The sequence below is a fragment of the Streptomyces sp. NPDC050703 genome (assembly GCF_040654435.1).
Taxonomy (GTDB): domain Bacteria; phylum Actinomycetota; class Actinomycetes; order Streptomycetales; family Streptomycetaceae; genus Streptomyces.
The window spans coordinates 252,227-270,972 of sequence record NZ_JBFAHX010000003.1; the positions used below are offsets into that span (position 1 = coordinate 252,227).

Genomic DNA, 18,746 nt, shown 5'->3' on the forward strand with positions numbered 1-18,746 from the left:
GGCCCGTGGACCTCACGTACACCGACGAGGAGGAGTTCCGCGCGCACCTGGCGGAGTGGCTCGCGCGCACCCTCCCGGGCCTGCCGCCGCGCCCCGACCCGCTCGACTGGCCCGGCAGGCGGGCGTACGACACGGGGTGGCAGCGCAGGCTGTACGACGCCGGGTACGCGGGCCTGCACTGGCCCGTCGACGCGGGCGGCCGGGGCGCCACGCCCACCCAGCACCTGATCTACCTGGAGGAGACCGAGAAGGCCGGCGCCCCCTACGTGGGGGCCAACTTCGTCGGCCTCCTGCACGCGGGCCCCACCATCGCCTCCGAGGGCACGCCCGAACAGCGGGCGCGCTGGCTGCCGCCCGTCCTGCGGGGCGATGAGGTGTGGTGCCAGGGCTTCAGCGAACCCGGCGCGGGCAGCGACCTCGCGTCGCTGCGCACGCGCGCGTGGCGCGACGGCGACCACTACGTGGTGAGCGGGTCCAAGGTCTGGACCTCGCACGCCGAGGTCGCCGACTGGTGCGAGCTGCTCGTGCGCACGCGGCCGGTGAGCGAGGCCGTGCCCAAGCACCGTGGCATCACCTGGCTCGCCATGCCGATGGACGCCCCCGGGGTCACCGTGCGTCCGCTGCGCACCCTCGCCGGGTCCACGGAGTTCGCCGAGGTGTTCCTCGACGAGGTCCGGGTGCCGGTACCGAACCGCGTCGGCGCGGAGGACGACGGCTGGCGCGTGACCATGGTGACCCTCTCCCACGAGCGCGGCGCCGCCTTCGCCGGCGAGGTCGTGGCCTGCCGCCGCGTCCTCGGCGATCTCGCCCGCGAGGCGCGCGCGAACGGCCGCTGGGACGACCCGGTGCTGCGGCGCAGGATCGGCCGCCTGAGCGCGGAGTTCACGGCCCTGTGGCGGCTCACGCAGTGGAACGTGAGCGAGGCCCGGCGCTCGGGCGGGGTGCCGGGAGCGGGCGGCTCGGTCTTCAAGCTGCGGTACTCCCACGCACGCCAGGAGCTGTACGACGCCGCCGCGGACGTCCTCGGCGCGGGCGCGCTCGACCTGGGGCACGAGTGGACCACGGACCGGCTCTCCTCGCTGTCGTACACGATCGCCGCGGGCACCTCGCAGATCCAGCGGAACATCGTGGCCGAGCGCGTCCTCGGCCTCCCGAAGGGCGGGTGAGGCAGCCGTGGACTTCCGGCTCACGGATGACCAGGAGGCGCTGCGGAAGGGAACGCGGGCCATCCTCGCGGGGCGGTTCTCCCCGCGGGACGCCGTGGCCGCCCCCGGCCGCCTCGACAGGGGCCTGTGGCGCGCGCTCGGCGAGGCGGGGTTCTTCGCCCTGGCGCTCGGCGAGGCCGCGGGCGGCGTCGGCCTCGGCCTCCCGGAGGCCGCCCTCGCCTTCGAGGAGGCGGGGCGGGCCCTGCTGCCGGGCCCGGCCGTGGCGACGTTCCTCGCGGCGGGGGAGGTGCCGGGCGCCGCGGAGGGGACGGTGGCGGTGACCGCGGTCGACGGGGTGCTCGTCCCGTGGCTGGAGGAGGCCGACACCGTACGGGGGGACGTCACCGGAGCCGTGCCGCTGCGGTCCGTCGACCCGCTCACGCCCCTGCACCGGGTGCCCGGCACGGGGACGCGGGCGCCCGTGCCGGCGGTGCTCCTGACCGCCGCCGAACAGCTGGGCAGTGCCGGACGGACCTGCGAGATGGCGGTCGAGCATGCCCGCGGACGCGAACAGTTCGGGCGTCCCATCGGATCGTTCCAGGCCGTGAAACACCTCTGCGCGCAGATGTTCGTACGCACCGAGACCGCCCGCGCCGCCGTGTACGCGGCGGCCGTGACCGGCGACGAGACCGAGATTGTGGGCGCCAAGCTCCTCGCCGACGACGCGGCCACGCGCAACGCGAGGGACTGCCTCCAGGTGCACGGCGGCATGGGCTTCACCTGGGAGGCGGAGGTGCATCTGCACCTCAAGAGGGCCTGGGTGCGCGCGGAACTCGGACGCGCCGCGGCCGACATCGAGGAAGCGCTTGCGGAAGCTCTCTGACCACGCACGGTGACGCTACGGAGCGTTGATACCGGGTTGTGTCCTACGTGTGACTCGTCACGGCATGGAGTCGGTGTCCGGCTCGGGTACCTTGTGTCAGATGCGAGTGGTTCTGAGTCTGAGCCATCCCGGTGCTGCCCCTGTGGCGGCTCCGGACCCGGCGATGCGCGCCGCTCGCCGCACGGGGCGGGGTTTTCTGCCCGCCTGTTCGACCCCCCGGGGCGCGCGTCGCACAGTATGCAGCACGCGTACTCCTTCGCGCTGGAATATGCCTGAAGCGCTTGTTGGGGTGACAGAACGTCAATCATGCTGTCTCCGATGGGGATCACGTTCCGTGACCCCGTGGAGTCGCGAGGCGATGTGTCCGCCGGTTCGGATGGTGTGAGCGGTGCAGGTGCTTCATGTTCAGCTGGAGGTCGGGGCTGACCCCGCGGAGGTGGGACGGGCCAGGCGCTGGGCCCGCTCACGGCTCGCGGGTTCGGGGATAGAAGCCGACGAGCCGGTGGCCGAGACGCTGATCCTGCTGATCTCGGAGCTGGTCACCAACGCGGTCGTGCACACGGGCTGCCCGGCGGTCCTGCGCATGCTGCTCCCCGGCGTCCCCGAGGACGCGCCGCGGACGGTCCGCGTCGAGGTGGCCGACACCAGCGCCAGACCTCCCAGACAGCGGCACGCCGACGGCGACGACACCAACGGCCGCGGCCTTGAGCTGGTGAGCGGCCTCGCCGACCGCTGGGGCTGGCAGCCCGAGGGCGCGGGCAAGAGCATCTGGTGCGAGGTGGACCGCTGCGATCCCGACGCGCGGGCCGTCGCCTTCGACGGGGTGTCCTACGGGGACGCCGACGCCGACGTGGACACGGCGTACGAGGCCGTCTGAACCCTGCGTCATCGCATGCGCGCGGCGTCCCGGAGGCCAGAAGTCCGGAAGTCCGGGGAGTCCGGAGCGGTGCGGGTCCTGCGCCGTGTGCGCCGTCGCGTGACGCGGTGCGCGCGCCCGTGCGCGGGTGGGGCAAACCGGGCATAATTCCCGTCTCGCCCGGCGGGTATTGACGCATCGTGTCCGATTGATCACGCTTGTGGGCAGCGATTCGCCGCGAGGGGACGACGAGGGCGCCGGGCACGGCAGTCCTCGCCGAGACGCGGGTCGCGCAGTCGGCGTCGGCCCCCTCGCGCACGCGGGGGTGAGTGCCAAGCGCCGAGCCGGAAGGCGGCGTGCGGCACCGCACTCGGGGGGCGGAGTCCGCGCGCCGCCGTTCCCCGGCGTCCCTACAGCACGGCCACCGGGGCGACGGGCGTGCCCGTGCCGCCGACGAACGGTTCGGGCATCGCGGAGAGCAGGAACGCGTACCGTGAAAGTTCTGCACAGGCTGTGGACAACTTTTCGAGATCCCAGTTCTGGCCCTGGATCATCCCCATCTCCACCAGGTCGAGCGCGTGCACGGGCAGCCACAGGTCCTCGATCTCGGGCGGGAAGATCTCGAACGTGAGGGTGTCGTTGGCGACCGCCGCCACGTCGCGCGCGTGGAACCACTCGGGCGTGCGCACCGAGAGGCCGGGCGACGGATGGCCGTACGCGTGCTTGTCGCCCGCGAGGCAGACCTGGATCTGCCCCGTCCGTACGAGGACGATGTCCCCCGCGCGGACCTCGACACGCCCGAACTCCGATGCCTCGTCGAGGTCTTGGGGCGTCACCGCGTGGCCGCCGGGCAGCCGGTCGAGGCCCTTGGCGCGCGCCACGTCCAGCAGGACGCCGCGCGAGACGACGTGCGGGATCTTCTCTATGCCGCTGAACCGGGCGCGGGTGTGTGCCGTGATGGTGTCCGCGGGGCGGCCGTTGTAGATCTTCCCGGAGTGCGAGGCGTGGGTGAGCGCGTCCCAGTGGGTGGCCGCCTGGAGCCCCATCGTCACCGCGTCGTCGCTGGTGGCGACCGTGCCGGGACCGAAGAGCTCCTGGTTGATCTGCACCATCGTGTGGAGGGGGTTCACGCGGCCCGGGATCAGGCCCGTCTGGACGCCGTCCGCCGCGAGGGGCAGGGCGAGCGGGACGCGGCGGCCCGTGCGGACCTCGGCGGCGGCCGCGCGGACGACCTCGTCGGTGATGAGGTTGAGCGTGCCGATCTCGTCGCCGCGCCCCCAGCGCCCCCAGTTGTTCACGCGTTCGGCCAGGTCGTGGAATTCGGCGGGCAGGGCGGACGGGGCGAGTGGGGTCTTGGGGGTGGTGGAGGCCGAGACGGGAAGGGTGGCGTCCGTGTCTGACATGGGTACTCCCCGGGGCTTGTCTTTCCGTGTCCGACGGGCCATAAAATCTAACGGTCCGTCAGAAACCGCGGGAAGGGGCCGGGCGTGGGGAACTTCTTGGCAGGCAAGGTGGTCGCCGTGACCGGCGCGGGGCGCGGCATCGGCAGGGCCGTCGCGCTCGCCGCCGCGGCCGAGGGCGCCCGGGTGGTCGTCAACGACTACGGCGTCTCCATGGCGGGCGGTGATCCGGCGAGCGAGGTGGCCGACGCCGTGGTCAAGGAGGTCAGGGCCGCGGGCGGCGAGGCCGTCGCCGTCGCCGACGACATCTCGTCCATGGCGGGCGGACAGCGCGTCGTCGACGTGGCGCTCGCCGAGTACGGACGGGTCGACGGCGTGGTGTGCGTGGCCGGCATCCTGCGCGAGCGGATGCTGTTCAACATGTCCGAGGAGGAGTGGGACCCGGTGGTCGCCACCCATCTGAAGGGCACGTTCACGGTCTTCAGGGCGGCCTCCGCGGTCATGCGGAAGCAGGGCTCGGGAACACTGATCGGCTTCACCAGCGGCAACCACCAGGGCTCCGTCGCCCAGGCCAACTACAGCGCGGCCAAAGGGGGGATCATCTCCCTGGTCCGCAGCGCGGCACTGGGGCTCAGCAAGTACGGGGTGACCGCCAACGCCGTGGCCCCCGTGGCCCGTACGCGCATGTCGGCGAACGTACCCATGGAGCTCAAGGAGATCGGCGAGCCGGAGGACGTCGCCGCGCTCGTCACCTATCTGCTCAGCGACCGGGCCCGCGCCGAGAGGATCACCGGTCAGGTCTACACGGTCGCCGGACCCAAGATCGCCGTATGGGCGCAGCCGCGTGAGCTGCGCGCCGCGTACGCGGACGGCCCCTGGACCCCGGAGAAGATCGCGGACTTCCTGCCGGGGACGGTCGGCACCGATCCGATGCCGCTGCTGGCCCGGGTGGAGGCCATGGCCGAGGCGGCAGCCGCCCAGCGGCGGCCCAACGCCTAGGCCCGGCCGTGGACTTCGGGTTCGGCCCCGAGGACGAGCGGTTCCGGGCGGAGGCGCGGGCCTGGCTCGCCGAGCACCTCACCGGTGACCGCGCCCGGGCGCTCGGCAGCGGTGGCCCCGGCCGCGAGGACGAGGCCGGTGCGGTGCGGCGGGCCTGGGAGCGGGAGGTGGGCCGGGGCGGGTGGATCGGCCTCGGCTGGGACACCGGCGCGTACGGCAACCGGCGGGCCACGCTGACCCAGCAGGTCGTCTGGGCCGAGGAGTACGCACGCGCGCGTGCGCCGGGGCGGTGCGGGCACATCGGCGAGAACCTGCTCGCGCCGACGCTGCTGGCCCACGGCGGCCAGGAGCTGTGCGACGAGTTCCTGCCCGGGATCGCCCGGGGCGAGGTGCTGTGGTGCCAGGGATACAGCGAGCCCGAGGCCGGGTCCGACCTGGCGGGGGTGCGGACCCGTGCCGTACGGGAGCCCGGCGGGGGCGGCTACGCCGTCACGGGGCAGAAGATCTGGACCTCGCTCGCGCGGGAGGCCGACTGGTGTTTCGTGCTCGCGCGTACGGAGGCGGGGTCGTCGGGGCACCGGGGCCTCTCGCTGCTCCTGGTGCCGATGGACCAGCCGGGGCGGATCGAGGTGCGGCCCATCCGGCAGCTGACCGGGTCCAGCGAGTTCAACGAGGTCTTCTTCGACGGTGCGCGGGCGCGGGCCTCGCACGTCGTGGGCGGGGAGGGCCGGGGGTGGCCCGTCGCCATGGGGCTCCTCGGCTTCGAACGCGGGGTCTCCACGCTGGCCCAGCAGATCGGCTTCGCGGAGGAACTGGCGGGGGTGGTGCGCGACGCCGTGGCCTCGGGGGCGGTGGGGGATGCCGTGGTGCGGGAGCGGTTGGTGCGGCAGTGGGCGGAGCTGCGGGTGATGCGGTGGAACGCGTTGCGGACGTTGGGGGGCGGTGGGGGCGGATCTGGTGGGGGTGGCGGATCTGGTGGGGGTGACGGGTCCGGTGGGGGGGTTGGGGCGGGTTCCGTGGGTGGGGCGCCGAGTGTCGCCAAGCTGTTGTGGGGGCGGTGGCACCGGCGGTTGGGGGAGCTGGCCGTGGAGGTGCGGGGGGCCGTGGGGGCGGTCGGGCCCCGTGACTGGTCCGAAGGCTCTCCGTACGGGCTCGACGCCGCGCAGCGGCTCTTCCTGTTCTCCCGCGCCGACACCATCTACGGCGGCTCCGACGAGGTCCAGCGCAACATCATCGCCGAGCGGGTGCTCGGTCTGCCGAGAGAGGCCAGGGGGCCTCGGTGAGGGGTGCGTGGTGAGGGGTGTCCTCTTTGACGGTCAGCGCGTCGAGGTCGTGGACGACCTGGAGGTACGGGGTCCCGGGCCGGGCGAGGTCCAGGTCGCCGTGGCCGCGGCGGGGCTCTGCCACAGCGACCTCTCCGTGATCGACGGGACCATTCCGTTTCCGTCGCCGGTGGTGCTCGGGCACGAGGGGGCCGGGGTGGTCTCGGCGGTGGGCGCGGGGGTCACGCATGTCGCCCCCGGTGACCATGTGGCGCTCTCCACCATCGCGAACTGCGGCACCTGCGGTGAGTGCGGGCGGGGGCGGCCGACCATGTGCCGTGCGGCGATCGGGCGGCCCGGTCGGCCGTTCTCGCGGGGCGGGCGGGCGGTGTACCAGTTCGCGGCCAACTCCGCCTTCGCCGAGCGCACAGTCGTCAGGGCCGTGCAGGCGGTGCGGGTTCCCGACGACATTCCGCTGACGTCGGCGGCGCTGATCGGGTGTGCGGTGGTCACGGGGGTGGGGGCCGTGTTGAACCGGGCGCGGGTCGGGCGGGGGGACTCGGTGGTCGTCATCGGGGCCGGGGGGATCGGGCTGAACGTGGTGCAGGGGGCGCGGATCGCGGGGGCGTCGACGATCGTGGCGGTGGACACCGATGCCGGGAAGGAGCCGGTGGCGCGGCGGTTCGGGGCCACGGACTTCTGTTCCTCGACGGCGTCGGTCCGGGAGGTGCTGCCCGGTGGGGCGGACCACGTCTTCGAGTGTGTGGGGCGGGTTTCGCTGGTGCGGGAGGCGGTCGAACTCCTTGACCGGCATGGGCAGGCGGTCCTTCTCGGCATGCCGGCGGCCACGGCGGAGGCGTCCTTCGTGGTCTCGTCGCTGTTCCTGGACAAGTCGATCCTGGGCTGCCGTTACGGGAGTGCGCGACCGCAGCGGGACTTCGCGCTGTACGCGTCGCTGTATCGGGAGGGGCGGCTGCTGCTCGACGAGCTGGTTTCGTCGACGTATCCGGTGGAGGACTTCGCGAAGGCGGCGGAGGACGCGGGGGCGGGGCGGGTGGCTCGGGCGGTTCTCACGTTCTGAGCGGCACGACCTGAGTGGCACGTTCTGAGCGGCGGCCGGGGTCCGGTTGGTTCTTCGCCGGTGTGGATCGGCACGTCGGGTTCTTGGGGCGGGGCCGCGCCGGTATGTCCGTCCTCGCTATCGCCTGCGTGGCCGCCGGGGCGCTTCGGGTCTCCGCAGCCGTGCGTACCGTGCTCCGGGCGGACATACCGGCACGTCCCCTCCGGTCGCGGTCCGGCTGCGGGCCGTCGCCGGAACGGGCAACGCCTTCGCCGCCGGGGGAGGGGCGCTGCGGACCCAGAGCATGGTGCTGATGTTCGCCGTGTCGGTGTGCCTGGCCGCCGTCGCCGTGCTGCCGGGGGCCTGCTGAGCGGCGTCCCGCCGTCCACGGCCATCCTGGCGGGGGTGGGCCTGGGGGTGGCCCTCACCGTGGTCGGCGTGCTGGGCGAGGCCAGGCCCTGCGCGCGGGACGTGGAGGGCGCGGGCGGCAGAGACGCCTTACCCCGCGGTGACGTCGCGGAACGTGCGGCGGTATGCCGTGGGGGTGACGCCGAGCGCGGCCTGTAGGTGCTGGCGCATCGACTGCGCCGTGCCGAAGCCGGCGTCCCGCGCCACCTGGTCCACGGAGAGGTCGCTGGATTCGAGCAGGTGCCGTGCCCGCTCCACCCGCTGCTGCGTCAGCCACTGCCCCGGGCTCATCCCGACCTCCTCGCGGAACCGGCGCGTGAACGTGCGCACCGACATCGCCTCCCGCTCGGCCAGGTCCCGCAGTTGCAGCGGCTGGTCGAGGCGGCCCAGCGCCCAGGCGCGCGCCGCCCGGGTGGTCGCGAGCTGCGGCTCCGGCACCGGACGCCGGATGTACTGGGCCTGGCCGCCGTCCCGGTGGGGCGGCACGACCGTGCGGCGGGCCACGTCGTTGGCCACCGCGCTGCCGTGGTCGCGGCGCACCAGGTGGAGGCAGAGGTCGACCCCCGCCGCCACGCCCGCCGACGTCAGGACGTCGCCGTCGTCGATGAACAGCACATCGGCATCCACCTCGACCTGCGGGAAGAGTGCCTGGAAGCGGTCCGCCGACGACCAGTGCGTGGTCGCGGGGCGGCCGTCGAGGAAGCCGGCGGCGGCCAGGACGTAGCCGCCCGTGCAGATGGCGACCAGGCGTGCGGCCGGGGCGAGACGGGCGAAGGCGGCGGCCAGTTCGTCGGTCAGCCGGCCTTCCTCGTACACGGGGCCCAGTTCGTAGGAGGCGGGGACCACGAGCGTGTCCGCCGTGGCGAGCGCCTCGGGGCCGTGGGTGACCATGATGTCGAAGTCGGCGTCGGTGCGGACCGCTCCCGGGCCGCGCACGCCGCAGGTCACGACCTCGTACAGGTTCCCGCCCTCGGGGGCACGCGCGCGGCCGAAGATCCGCTGCGGGATGCCGAGTTCGAAGGGGATCACGCCGTCCAGGGCGAGGACGACGACACGGTGGCGGCGGGGTGCCGCAGTGCTGTGTGCTTCCCGGGCGGTCATGGCCCGATCCTAGCGAATGCTGTCCTTCCGGCCACTCGAACCGGAACGTCCGTGGCCGGAAGCTTTCTGACGTGACCCAGACAACCGAGCCGCCCGCGCGGTCCGCATCGCCGAGCGGCGCGGACCGCGGGCCCCGCCGTCCCCGTATCCACCGCGCCTGGTTCGTCGCCGCCGTCACGTTCGTGACGATCATCGGCGCCGCCGCGTTCCGCTCGCTGCCGGGCCTGCTCATCGACCCGCTGCACGAGGAGTTCGACTGGTCGCGCGGCACCATCGGCCTCGCGGTCTCCGTCAACCTCGCGCTCTACGGCCTGACCGCCCCCTTCGCCGCCGCGCTGATGGACCGCTTCGGCATCCGCAAGGTCGTCGCGGCGGCCCTGGTCGTCATCTCCCTCGGCTCCGGCCTCACCGTGTGGATGGACTCCGCCTGGCAGCTGCTCCTGTGCTGGGGGCTGCTCGTGGGGCTCGGCTCGGGCTCCATGGCGCTCGCCTTCGCCGCCACCGTCACCAACCGCTGGTTCACCGCGCGGCGCGGCCTGGTCACCGGCATCCTCACGGCCGCGTCCGCCTCCGGGCAACTGATCTTCCTTCCCGTCCTCTCCTGGGTGGTGGAAGAGCACGACTGGCGTCCGGCCGCCGTGACGGTCGCGCTCGCGGCTCTGGCCGTCGTCCCCTTCGTATGGCTGCTGCTGCGGGACCATCCGGCGGATGTCGGGCTGACGCCGTATGGGGCCGACGCGTTCGTGCCGAAGCCGCCGCCCGTCCCGGGAGCCGCCCGGCGCACGCTGCACGTCCTCCGCGACGCGGCCCGCACCGGCCCCTTCTGGCTGCTCGCCGGGAGCTTCGCGATCTGTGGCGCCTCGACGAACGGCCTGGTCCAGACCCACTTCGTGCCCGCCGCGCACGACGCCCACATGCCCGTGCAGGCCGCGGCGTCGCTCCTCGCCGTGATCGGCGTCTTCGACGTCGTCGGCACGATCGCCTCCGGCTGGTTCACCGACCGCTTCGACGCGCGGCGCCTCCTCGCCGTCTACTACGCGCTGCGCGGCGTCTCGCTGCTCTTCCTGCCCGTCCTGCTCGCGCCGACCGTCCACCCGCCGATGCTGCTCTTCATCGTCTTCTACGGCCTCGACTGGGTCGCCACCGTCCCGCCCACGCTCGCCCTCTGCCGCGAGCAGTACGGCGACGACAGCGCGATCGTCTTCGGCTGGGTCCTCGCCTCGCACCAGATCGGCGCCGCCCTCGTCGCCTTCCTCGGCGGCGTCGCGCGCGACACCTTCGGCTCGTACGACGTGATGTGGTACGCCTCCGGGGCGCTGTGCGCGGCGGCCGCCCTCATGGCTCTGGTGATCCGGCGGCGCGAACCCGGCGGCACCGTCCCCGCCTCCGTCAGCGGGTGAGGCGGCCGAACGCTCCCCGGTGGAAGAGGAGCGGCTCCGCCTCTCCGTCGACGGCGCCGAGCGCGTCCACCCTGCCGACCACGATGAGGTGGTCGCCGCCGGTGTGCACGGCCTGGATCGTGCAGTCGATCCACGCCGTCGCCCCGGCCAGGCGCGGCGACCCGGACACGGGCGCCGCGTCGTACGCCACCCCGGCGAACTTGTCGGCGCCGCTCACCGCGAAGCCGCGGCAGAGGTCCGCCTGGCCGGCACCGAGGACGTTCACGCAGAAGGCGCCCGCGCGCGCGATGCGCGGCCATGACGTCGACGTACGCGCCACCATGAACGAGACGAGGGGCGGGTCGAGGGAGAGCGAGGCGAAGGACTGGCAGGCGAAGCCCGCGGGGCCGTCCTCCGGCGGCATCGCGGTGATCACCGTGATGCCCGTGGCGAAGTTCCCCAGCACTCGCCGGAACTCCGCCGGATCGACCGGCGCCCGCTCGTCGTCCCCGACCGCCCGCAGCCGCGGATACCTCCCGGCCGCGACCGGCGGCTCCGCGGCGGCCGTCCCGCCGGCGGAGGCCCCGGCCGACCGGAGGTAACGGACGGCGGTGGCCGCCATCCCCGCATGTCCCATCACGTCGTCCATTAGAGCTGACGGGGCGTCAGATGGGAAGGGGGCGCCGCTACCGGCCCCGGTACGAAGGGGCGCGGCGCTCGACGAACGAGGCCACGCCCTCGTTCGCGTCCGCCGTGGTCATGTTGATCTCCTGGGCGGCCGCCTCCGCCGCGAAGGCCGTCGCCCTGTCCGACTCCAGGGAGGCGTTGACCAGCTGCTTCGTCAGCGCCAGGGCCCGCGTCGGCCCCGCGGCCAGGCGCTCCGCCCACTCCCTCGCCGCCTCCGCCAGCGCGTCGTCCGGTACGACGCGGTTGACGAGGCCCATCCGGTGCGCCTCCGCGGCGGACACCGAGTCGCCGAGGAACATCAGCTCCTTGGCCCGCTGCGGCCCCACCAGACGCGGCAGCAGATAGGCGCCGCCGCCGTCCGGCACGAGGCCGCGGCGGACGAACACCTCGATGAACCGGGCGCTCTCGGCGGCCAGCACCAGGTCGCAGGCGAACGCCAGGTGCGCCCCGATGCCGGCCGCGGTGCCGTTCACCGCGGCGATCACCGGCTTCTCGCAGTCGAGGACCGCCGAGATCAGCCGCTGGGCGCCCCGGCGGATCGTGCGCGCCACGTCGCCGGGCACCCGTTCGGTCGCCGCGGGCGCGCCCCGCAGGTCGGCGCCCGCGCAGAAGCCCCGGCCCGTCGCGGTGACCACCACGGCCCGCACCGCGGGATCACCGGACGCCTCGTCGAGCAGCGCGACCAGGCGTTCGCGCTGGTCCCGGGTGACGGCGTTCAGCACGTCCGGACGGTTGAGCGTGATCCACGAGACGCCGTTGTCAGTGGTGTGGAGTACCAATGAGTCAGCAGGGGGATCACCGGATTCGGGTGCGGAGATGGGCCCAGGTCCAGGTCCAGGCTCAGGTTCAGGTCCAGGTGTGGATTCAGCTGCGGATTCAGCTGCGGGGCGGGCGTCGGGGGAGGCTGTCATGTGGGGGTGGCTCCGTTTCGTACGGGACGGGGTGCGGGGCCGCCGAGGCGCGCGCCGCGCCTCAGCGGCAGACGGCGAGGGCGTCGAGCGCCACGGCGCCCTGTCCGCGGGGCAGCACCATCAGCGGGTTGATGTCCAGCTCGGAGAGTTCGCCGCCCAGTTCGAGGGCCATGCGCTGCACCCGCTGCACGACCTCGACCAGCGCGTCGACGTCGGCCGGCGGCCCGCCCCTGACCCCGTCGAGCAGGGCTCGGCCCCGCAGCTCGGACAGCATCGCCCGCGCCTGGTCGTCGCCGAACGGCGGCACCCGCACGGCCGTGTCCCGCAGGACCTCGACGAGCACACCGCCGAGACCGACCGTCACGGTCGGGCCGAACAGCGCGTCGTGCGTGACGCCGACGACCATCTCGACGCCCCGCTCGACCATCTGGCAGACGAGGACGCCGTCCAGCTCGGCACCCTCGTGGCGGGCGATGTCCGTCAGCTCCCGGTAGGCGTCGCGTATCTGGCTGGCGGAGGTCAGCCCCACCTTCACCAGGCCCAGCTCGGTCTTGTGCGCGAGCTGGGCCCCGGATGCCTTCATGACGACCGGATAGCCGACGAGCCCGGCCGCGCGCACCGCCGCCGCGGCACTGGTCACCAACTGCTCCCGGGGTACGCGTATGCCGTACGCGCGCAGCAGCTGCTTCGCCGCGTGCTCGCTGAGCTGCTGGCCCGGCCGCATCAGCGCCTGCGCCTTGCGGAAGGACGGGGAGGGCGTGCGCGGCGCCTCGTCGAAGGGGGAGCGGTAGCGGGCGGTGAAGCGGTGGTGGTCCAGATGCGCGCGCACCGCCGTGATGCAGTTGGCGAAGGTGCGGAAGGTCGCGACGCGCGCGGAGCCGAGCAGGGTCTTGCGGTAGGCGTCCTCGGTGCCGACGGGCGACCCCCACACCACGCAGACCAGCTTGTCCGTCCGCTCCGCCGCGTCCACCAGGTCCTGCGCGAGCTGGTCGCTCATCGGGGGGAAGGGGCCGGTGATGGGGCAGATGAGCACCCCCACCTGCGGGTCGTCGAGGATGGCGTCGATGATCTTCCGCCCGCGCCAGTCGCCGACGGGGTGCCCGCCGCTGTCCACGGGGTTGGCGACGCCGAGGTACTCCGGTATCCACTGGTGCAGCTCCGCCTGCTTGGCCTCGCCGAGCGCGGGCAGCGGCAGGCCCGCCTCCGCCGCCAGGTCGGCGAAGTGCGCGCCCGTGCCGCCCGAGATCGAATAGACGACGACGCCCTCGGCCCGCGGCGGGCGGGCCCTGGCGAGCAGCGCCGCGGTGTCCTGAAGCTCGTCGAGGCCGTCGACGCGGACCACGCCGAACTGCCGCATCGCCGCGTCCACCACCGCGTCGGCACCGGTCAGCTTGCCGGTGTGTGAGGCGGCCGTGCGGGCGCCGGTCTCGGTGCGGCCCACCTTGACGGCGACCACGGGCACCCCGCGCCGGGCCGCCCGGTCGGCGGCGAGCAGGAAGGCCCGCCCGTCCTTGAGACCCTCGACGTACGCCGCGATGGCGCCGACCTCGGGCCGTTCGGCGAAGTAGGAGAGGAAGTCGGAGGTCTCCAGGTCGGCCTCGTTGCCGGTGGGCGCCCAGTGCGAGAGGCGGACGCCGAGCTCCTGGAGGGCGAAGACGGGCCGGCCCTGGTGACCTGACTGGGTGATGAGCGCGATGGCGGGGCCTTCGAGGTCCTCGCGGAAGTGCTCGAAGGCGTTGAGGTTGGTGTTCGGGCCGAGCAGCCGCATGCCCGAGCGCCGGACGGCGGCGGCGAGCCTGGCCTGGGCGCGGGCGCCCTCCTCGCCGGTCTCGGCGAACCCGGAGGCGAAGGCCACGGCGAACCGCACCTTCTCCTCGGCGAGCTGCTCGACGACGGGCAGCGGATCGGCGACCAGGAGGACGGCGAGATCGACCTGCTCGGGCAGGTCGGCGACGGAGGGGAAGCAGGTGATGCCGAAGACGGACGTACGAGTGGGGTGCACGGGGTGCAGGCGCGCGCCGACGCGTTCGGCCCAGGCGATGAGCTGCCGGGTGATGCCGGTGTTGGGGCGCCCCTCGGTGTCCGAGGCGCCGATGACGGCGACGGACTCGGGACGGAAGAAGCGGTCCAGGTCGGGCACGTCGGCGTGCAGCGGCCGGCCGCTGACGTCCAGGTCGTCCGCCGTGGCGGTCGTGCCGTGGACGGCGTGACGGGGGAGTTCGCCGCAGGCCGCAACATGTGCGCGGCGGGGGTCGGTGGTGAAGGTGCCGTGAGTCGATCCAAGCATCGGTCCGCCCGCTCCTGTGTGACGGCAAGTAACTGACGCCTAGTCAGGTTACTGACCTGACGCTTCGTCAGGAATGGTGCTGCGTGCAAAGACTCGCGGGCCCGGGCCCGCGCCTGGGCTGCGGGCCTCGGTTCAGGACTGCGGGCCGGCGGGGCCGGGGAGGGGCGGGGCGGGTGGGGTGTGCGTGCCCTGCTTCCACGGAAGCGCAGAAATCGCGCGACGCCAAGGTCGCGATTCGGCCCCTGGGGGGTGGGGTGACCCCTGGGGGCGGGGTGGCCTCGGGGGCGGGCCGCCTCGGGGGGGGGCGTGGGGTCCCCAGGGTGTGGGATGGCCTCGGAGGGCGTGGGGTGCCTGGGGTGCGGGATGGCCTCGGGGGTGCGTGGTGGCGCCTGGGGGGCGGTGGCCTCAGGGTGCGTGGTGGCGCTCGGCGGCGGTGGCCCCTGGGGCGTGGGCGGGCCTGGTCGGCTGCGAGGGGGCCTGTTTGGATACTCGGCGGTGGGGGTGGGCCTGCTCGGCTTTTCCACCGTGGGCGGGCTTGCTCGGCCGTGGGTGGGTCTGCTCGGCTATTCCGCCGCTGGCGGGCCTACTCGGCCGTGGTGGTGGCTTTGGCTGCCGCCTTGCCTTCGGGCTCGGCTGCCGGTTCGCGCCGGGCGCTGGACGGCGCCTCGCGCCTCGCCTGGGGTGGTGTCTCGCGTCCCGCCTCGGGCGGTGTGTCGGCCGTGGCCTCGGGCGGTGTGTCGGCCTCGGTCGGAGTCTCCGCCCCGGCCGGGGACTGGCGCTCGGTCCCGGCTGCGGCACGGCCCTCGGCCGAAACGCGACCCGCGGCCTTCGTGCCGGCCGCCGATCCGGCCTTCGCCTCGGCCCTGGCGAGGGTTCTGGTGATCGACTTCGCGATCTTCTCCGCGTCGAGGGCGAGTTCGCGGAGCATGCCGCTGATGGGGTTGGTGAAGCCGGTGAAGTACAGGCCGGGTGCCTGCCGGGAGGTGCGGCGGCCGTGGACGGCCGGGCGTCCGCGCTCGTCGAGGGGGACGAGGTGGCCGACCAGGTCTTCGAGGGCGCGGCGGTACCCGGTGGCCGCGATGACGACGTCCGGGGTGATCACGCTGCCGTCCGCGAGGGTGACCTCGCCGCCCGCGAAGGACCGTACGGCGGCGACCGGCTCGACGCGCCCCGCGCGCACGGCGTCGATCAGGCCGACGTCCTGCACCGGTATCGCGCCCTGCCTGGCCCGCGAGTAGAGGCCGGTGCGGGGCCGCGGCAGCCCGTACCGGGACAGGTCGGGGACGCTGAGCCGCGCGACCGGCACGGCGAGCCGGTCGACGAGGGCGGCCGGCAGCCTGCGGCACATGATGCCCGTGAGCTGCGCGGGCCACCCGGCGGTGGAGCGGCGCACGATGTGCGGGGCGGTGCGCACGGCGACGCGGACCCGGGCGGCGCCGCCCTCGGCGAGGTCGACGGCTATCTCGGCGCCGGTGTTGCCGACGCCGACGACCAGGACGTCCTTGCCGGTGAAGGGGGTGGCGTTGCGGTAGTCGCGGGCGTGCAGGAGGTCGCCGGAGTACGTGTCGCGGCCCGGCCAGTCGGGGACGCGGGGCGTGTGGTTGTAGCCGGTGGCGACCACCACCGCGTCGGCGGTCAGCTCCCGGCCGCCGGTCGCGCGCAGCAGCCAGCCGGTGCCGTCCGCGGTGCGTTCGAGCCCGGTCGCCTCGACTCCGGTGACGACGTCGATGCGGTGGTGCTCGGCGTACTTCTCCAGGTAGCGGATGACGTTGTCGCGGGAGACCCACCGGCCGAACGCGCGCGGGATCGGCAGTCCCGGCAGCGCGGAGAGCCGCCGCGTGGTGTGCAGGTGCAGACGGTCGTAGTGGCCGCGCCAGGAGGCGCCGACGCGCTCGCCCTTCTCCAGGACGACCACGCGCACGCCCCGGGCGCCCAGGGCCGCCGCCGTGGCGAGACCTCCTGGCCCGGCGCCGATGACGTACACCGGGCGGTCCTGACGGGCGGCTGGCGGGTATGTCGAGTCGGCCATGACTGGAGAGTAACCGCGCGCCTACTTGATGGGTATCGGTCAAGTCCGGAACCGGTTGCGAATCGATCACGAGTGCGCCGGCCGTACGCCCCTTGCGTACCCGCCGCCGGTTGCGCTGAACTGACGTACCGTCAGAAAGCGTGTGACCACGCCCAGTGGGAGAGGCAGCCGCATGGACTCGATCTGGCTCACCGGTGCCGAATGGCTCGCCGTCCTCCGCGTCGGCCTCGGCCTGTGGTGGCTGGAGAGCTGGCGCCACAAGGACAAGAAAGGCTGGTTCGAGCGGGGTACGGGGATCGCGTGGGCGTCGGACGTGGCAGCGAAGCACCGGTGGGCGGCGGTCCGCGGCGGCTTCGACACGGTCGTCGCACCGCGCCCCAGGGTCATGGCGTACGTCGTCGTCTACGCGGAACTCGCCCTCGGCCTCGGCCTGATCGCCGGATTCCTGACCCCGGTCGCCCTGGTCGGCGGGCTGCTCCTCAACGTCATGTACCTCGTCCTCATGATCCACGACTGGGCCGAGCAGGGGCAGAACGCCATGATGGCGCTGATCTCGCTCGTCGCCCTCTTCGCGATGTCCTGGCAGACCTGGTCCCTCGACCACGCGCTCGGGCTCTTCTGATGGCCGGGGACCCGCGCGCGACGCCGCGCTTCGACCTCCCGGAGCCCGACGCCGCCACCCGCCCCTACTGGGACGCGGCGGCCACGGGCACGCTGCTGATCCGCCGCTGCGGGGCGTGCGGGGCGGCGCATCACTACCCGCGCGAGTTCTGTCCCCGCTGCTGGAGCGACGACGTCACCTGGGAGCGGGCGAGCGGCCTGGCCACGCTCTACACCTGGTCGGTGGTGCACCGCAACGATCTGCCTCCCTTCGGCGACCGCGTCCCCTACACCGCCGCCGTCGTCGACCTCGCCGAGGGCCCGCGCATGATGACGGAGGTCGTCGGCTGCGAGGAGGGCGCGCTGCGGATCGGGATGCCGCTGGAGGTGACGTTCCGGGAGGCGGCGGAAGGCGTGGCGGTCGCGGTGTTCCGGCCGGCGGCGGACTGACCCCACGGCTCGGGGCCGCCCGCCGCTGGCCCCGGCGCCGTGCGGGGAAATTCGCGGGCGCCGGTGCGCGCGCGAAGGAGATCATGGCGCATGGACCCCACCACCGAACCCTCCCCGAGCCCCGTCCCCTCCCCGAGCCCAGGGCTCGTCACGAGCCCTGACCCGTTCCCGAGCCCTGGCCCCGCCCCCAGTCCCGGGCTCGTCGCGAACCCTGACCCCGCCCTGGACCCTGACCCCGCCCTGGACCCTGGACCGGCCCTGGACCCTGGACCGGCCCTGAACCCGGCACCGACCGCGAACCCCGAGCTGCCCCCGACGGCCGGCCCCCGCACGCGGACCCCTGGCCCCCGCACCCGCCCCGTGACGACCGACCCGCGCGCCCCCGCCGCCTGGCGTCTGACCGGTGATCTCGGCGTCTTCCTCGCCGACGCGGGCGCGTTCCTGCGCTCCGAACCCGCCCTGCACACCGCCCTGCTGAGCGTGACCGACACCCTTCGCGTGCGCGGGCTCCGGGTGTACGGGGACGGGGCACCCCTCTTCGGTACGTACGCCGGGGCCGACGGCACCGTCCGGGGAGCCTTCGTGCGGACCCCGCCCCACCGGGTGCTCCTCGGTCCGCTGGACGCCCTCGGCCCCGAGGCGCCCGAGGCCGCCCTCGCCCTGGCCGGGCAGCTCGCCGAGGCCGGCCCCGGTCTGCCCGGCGTCGCCGCCGACCACGCCACGGCGGAGATCTTCGCCAGGGCCTGGGAGAAGCGGACCGGAACCGGCGCGAGCGTCGTCGTGCGGCAGCGCCTGTACCGGCTCGGCACGCTCACCCCGCCCGAGCCCGCCCCGCCCGGGGCCGCGCGTGTCGCCACCGGTGCCGACCGGGCCCTGCTCGCGCGCTGGCACGACGAGTTCGCCGAGGCGGTCGGCGAGCGCCCCGCCATGGCCGCCGAGGAGTGGGCGGAGTCCCGTATCGCCTATGGGGGCGTGACCCTCTGGGAGGCCCCCGACGGCACCCCGGTCGCCATGGCCGGCGTCACCCGCCGCACCGCGGGCCAGGTCCGTGTCGCCCCCGTCTACACCCCGGCCGACCTGCGCGGCCGTGGCTACGGGGGCGCCGTGACGGCCGCGGTGTCCCGCGCCGCCCTCGACGCGGGCGCGGCGGAGGTCCTGCTCTTCACCGACCTCGCCAACCCCACGAGCAACGGCCTCTACCAGCGGCTCGGCTACCGGCCCGTACGGGACTTCGTCCAGCTCGACTTCGCCCGCTGAGCGAGCGGGTGCCGGTGGCGGTGCCGGTGCCG

Annotated in this window: 15 protein-coding genes and 1 pseudogene; 10 read left to right on the top strand and 6 right to left on the bottom strand. The window is 74.1% G+C overall.

Annotation, left to right across the window (positions count from 1 at the left end; genetic code table 11):
* The first annotated feature begins 5 nt into the window (after positions 1 to 5).
* The 3 genes from AB0I16_RS04405 to AB0I16_RS04415 all read left to right on the top strand — a co-directional run bounded on the left by AB0I16_RS04405 (position 6) and on the right by AB0I16_RS04415 (position 2,905).
* Positions 6 to 1,166 carry an acyl-CoA dehydrogenase family protein gene (locus AB0I16_RS04405; RefSeq protein WP_363247806.1) on the top strand — a complete coding sequence of 387 codons (1,161 nt, stop codon included), beginning with the start codon at positions 6 to 8 and terminating at the stop codon, positions 1,164 to 1,166.
* A 7-nt stretch (positions 1,167 to 1,173) separates the two neighbouring features.
* The gene (locus tag AB0I16_RS04410) at positions 1,174 to 2,028 is read left to right on the top strand and encodes an acyl-CoA dehydrogenase family protein (protein ID WP_363247807.1); all 855 of its coding nucleotides are present in this window, start codon (positions 1,174 to 1,176) and stop codon (positions 2,026 to 2,028) included.
* 388 nt (positions 2,029 to 2,416) lie between these two features.
* On the top strand, positions 2,417 to 2,905 hold the full coding sequence (locus AB0I16_RS04415) for an ATP-binding protein (RefSeq protein ID WP_363247808.1): 489 nt from the start codon (positions 2,417 to 2,419) through the stop codon (positions 2,903 to 2,905).
* A 389-nt stretch (positions 2,906 to 3,294) separates the two neighbouring features.
* On the opposite strand, the gene AB0I16_RS04420 is transcribed toward AB0I16_RS04415, so the two are convergent.
* Complete coding sequence (locus tag AB0I16_RS04420) at positions 3,295 to 4,287, bottom strand: cyclase family protein (RefSeq protein ID WP_363247809.1); 993 nt, start codon at positions 4,285 to 4,287, stop codon at positions 3,295 to 3,297.
* A gap of 84 nt (positions 4,288 to 4,371) precedes the next feature.
* Between AB0I16_RS04420 and AB0I16_RS04425 the strand changes: the two genes are divergently transcribed.
* From AB0I16_RS04425 to AB0I16_RS04435, 3 genes are read left to right on the top strand one after another with little or no spacing between them, the layout of a single operon-like run.
* On the top strand, positions 4,372 to 5,283 hold the full coding sequence (locus AB0I16_RS04425; protein WP_363247810.1) for an SDR family oxidoreductase: 912 nt from the start codon (positions 4,372 to 4,374) through the stop codon (positions 5,281 to 5,283).
* Positions 5,284 to 5,291: 8 nt separating this feature from the next.
* A complete protein-coding gene (locus AB0I16_RS04430; RefSeq protein ID WP_363247811.1) occupies positions 5,292 to 6,566 on the top strand; it encodes an acyl-CoA dehydrogenase family protein in 1,275 nt (424 codons plus the stop codon).
* 10 nt (positions 6,567 to 6,576) lie between these two features.
* Positions 6,577 to 7,626 carry an alcohol dehydrogenase catalytic domain-containing protein gene (locus tag AB0I16_RS04435; protein ID WP_363247812.1) on the top strand — a complete coding sequence of 350 codons (1,050 nt, stop codon included), beginning with the start codon at positions 6,577 to 6,579 and terminating at the stop codon, positions 7,624 to 7,626.
* 477 nt (positions 7,627 to 8,103) lie between these two features.
* Here AB0I16_RS04435 and AB0I16_RS04440 read toward each other — a convergent pair whose 3' ends face one another.
* Entirely contained in the window at positions 8,104 to 9,114 is a 1,011-nt protein-coding gene (locus AB0I16_RS04440; protein WP_363247813.1) for a helix-turn-helix domain-containing protein, read from the bottom strand.
* Positions 9,115 to 9,185: 71 nt separating this feature from the next.
* On the opposite strand from AB0I16_RS04440, the gene AB0I16_RS04445 reads away from it, so the two are divergent.
* Positions 9,186 to 10,514 (top strand): MFS transporter, encoded by a 1,329-nt coding sequence (locus AB0I16_RS04445; RefSeq protein ID WP_363247814.1) that lies wholly within the window; start codon positions 9,186 to 9,188, stop codon positions 10,512 to 10,514.
* On the opposite strand, the gene AB0I16_RS04450 is transcribed toward AB0I16_RS04445, so the two are convergent.
* The 4 genes and pseudogenes from AB0I16_RS04450 to AB0I16_RS04465 all read right to left on the bottom strand — a co-directional run.
* Positions 10,504 to 11,115, bottom strand: coding sequence for a flavin reductase family protein (locus tag AB0I16_RS04450; RefSeq protein WP_363247883.1), 612 nt, complete (start codon positions 11,113 to 11,115; stop codon positions 10,504 to 10,506). The genes AB0I16_RS04445 and AB0I16_RS04450 overlap by 11 nt on opposite strands.
* Positions 11,116 to 11,179: 64 nt before the next feature.
* Entirely contained in the window at positions 11,180 to 11,998 is an 819-nt protein-coding gene (locus tag AB0I16_RS04455; RefSeq protein ID WP_363247884.1) for an enoyl-CoA hydratase-related protein, read from the bottom strand.
* 154 nt (positions 11,999 to 12,152) lie between these two features.
* Positions 12,153 to 14,378: an acetate--CoA ligase family protein gene (locus AB0I16_RS04460; RefSeq protein ID WP_363247815.1), complete on the bottom strand. Its 2,226-nt coding sequence runs from the start codon at positions 14,376 to 14,378 to the stop codon at positions 12,153 to 12,155.
* Positions 14,379 to 15,252: 874 nt separating this feature from the next.
* Positions 15,253 to 16,407: pseudogene (locus tag AB0I16_RS04465) on the bottom strand (NAD(P)-binding domain-containing protein); the annotation flags it as partial.
* 172 nt (positions 16,408 to 16,579) lie between these two features.
* Between AB0I16_RS04465 and AB0I16_RS04470 the strand changes: the two are divergent.
* The 3 genes from AB0I16_RS04470 (at position 16,580) to AB0I16_RS04480 (ending at position 18,714) form a co-directional block, all read left to right on the top strand.
* Positions 16,580 to 17,029, top strand: a complete 450-nt coding sequence (locus AB0I16_RS04470) for a DoxX family protein (RefSeq protein ID WP_363247816.1) — start codon at positions 16,580 to 16,582, stop codon at positions 17,027 to 17,029.
* Positions 17,029 to 17,457: a Zn-ribbon domain-containing OB-fold protein gene (locus AB0I16_RS04475; protein ID WP_363247817.1), complete on the top strand. Its 429-nt coding sequence runs from the start codon at positions 17,029 to 17,031 to the stop codon at positions 17,455 to 17,457. The genes AB0I16_RS04470 and AB0I16_RS04475 overlap by 1 nt, the downstream gene beginning before the upstream one ends.
* Before the next feature lie 360 nt (positions 17,458 to 17,817).
* Positions 17,818 to 18,714, top strand: a complete 897-nt coding sequence (locus AB0I16_RS04480) for a GNAT family N-acetyltransferase (RefSeq protein ID WP_363247818.1) — start codon at positions 17,818 to 17,820, stop codon at positions 18,712 to 18,714.
* Positions 18,715 to 18,746 lie beyond the last annotated feature (32 nt).

Bases quoted from the DNA above. Each gene is read 5' to 3' on its own strand.
- AB0I16_RS04420 (WP_363247809.1), bottom strand. From the start codon at position 4,287: ATGTCAGACACGGACGCCACCCTTCCCGTCTCGGCCTCCACCACCCCC.
- AB0I16_RS04440 (WP_363247813.1), bottom strand. From the start codon at position 9,114: ATGACCGCCCGGGAAGCACACAGCACTGCGGCACCCCGCCGCCACCGT.
- AB0I16_RS04450 (WP_363247883.1), bottom strand. From the start codon at position 11,115: ATGGCGGCCACCGCCGTCCGTTACCTCCGGTCGGCCGGGGCCTCCGCC.
- AB0I16_RS04460 (WP_363247815.1), bottom strand. From the start codon at position 14,378: ATGCTTGGATCGACTCACGGCACCTTCACCACCGACCCCCGCCGCGCA.
- AB0I16_RS04470 (WP_363247816.1), top strand. From the start codon at position 16,580: ATGGACTCGATCTGGCTCACCGGTGCCGAATGGCTCGCCGTCCTCCGC.
- AB0I16_RS04475 (WP_363247817.1), top strand. From the start codon at position 17,029: ATGGCCGGGGACCCGCGCGCGACGCCGCGCTTCGACCTCCCGGAGCCC.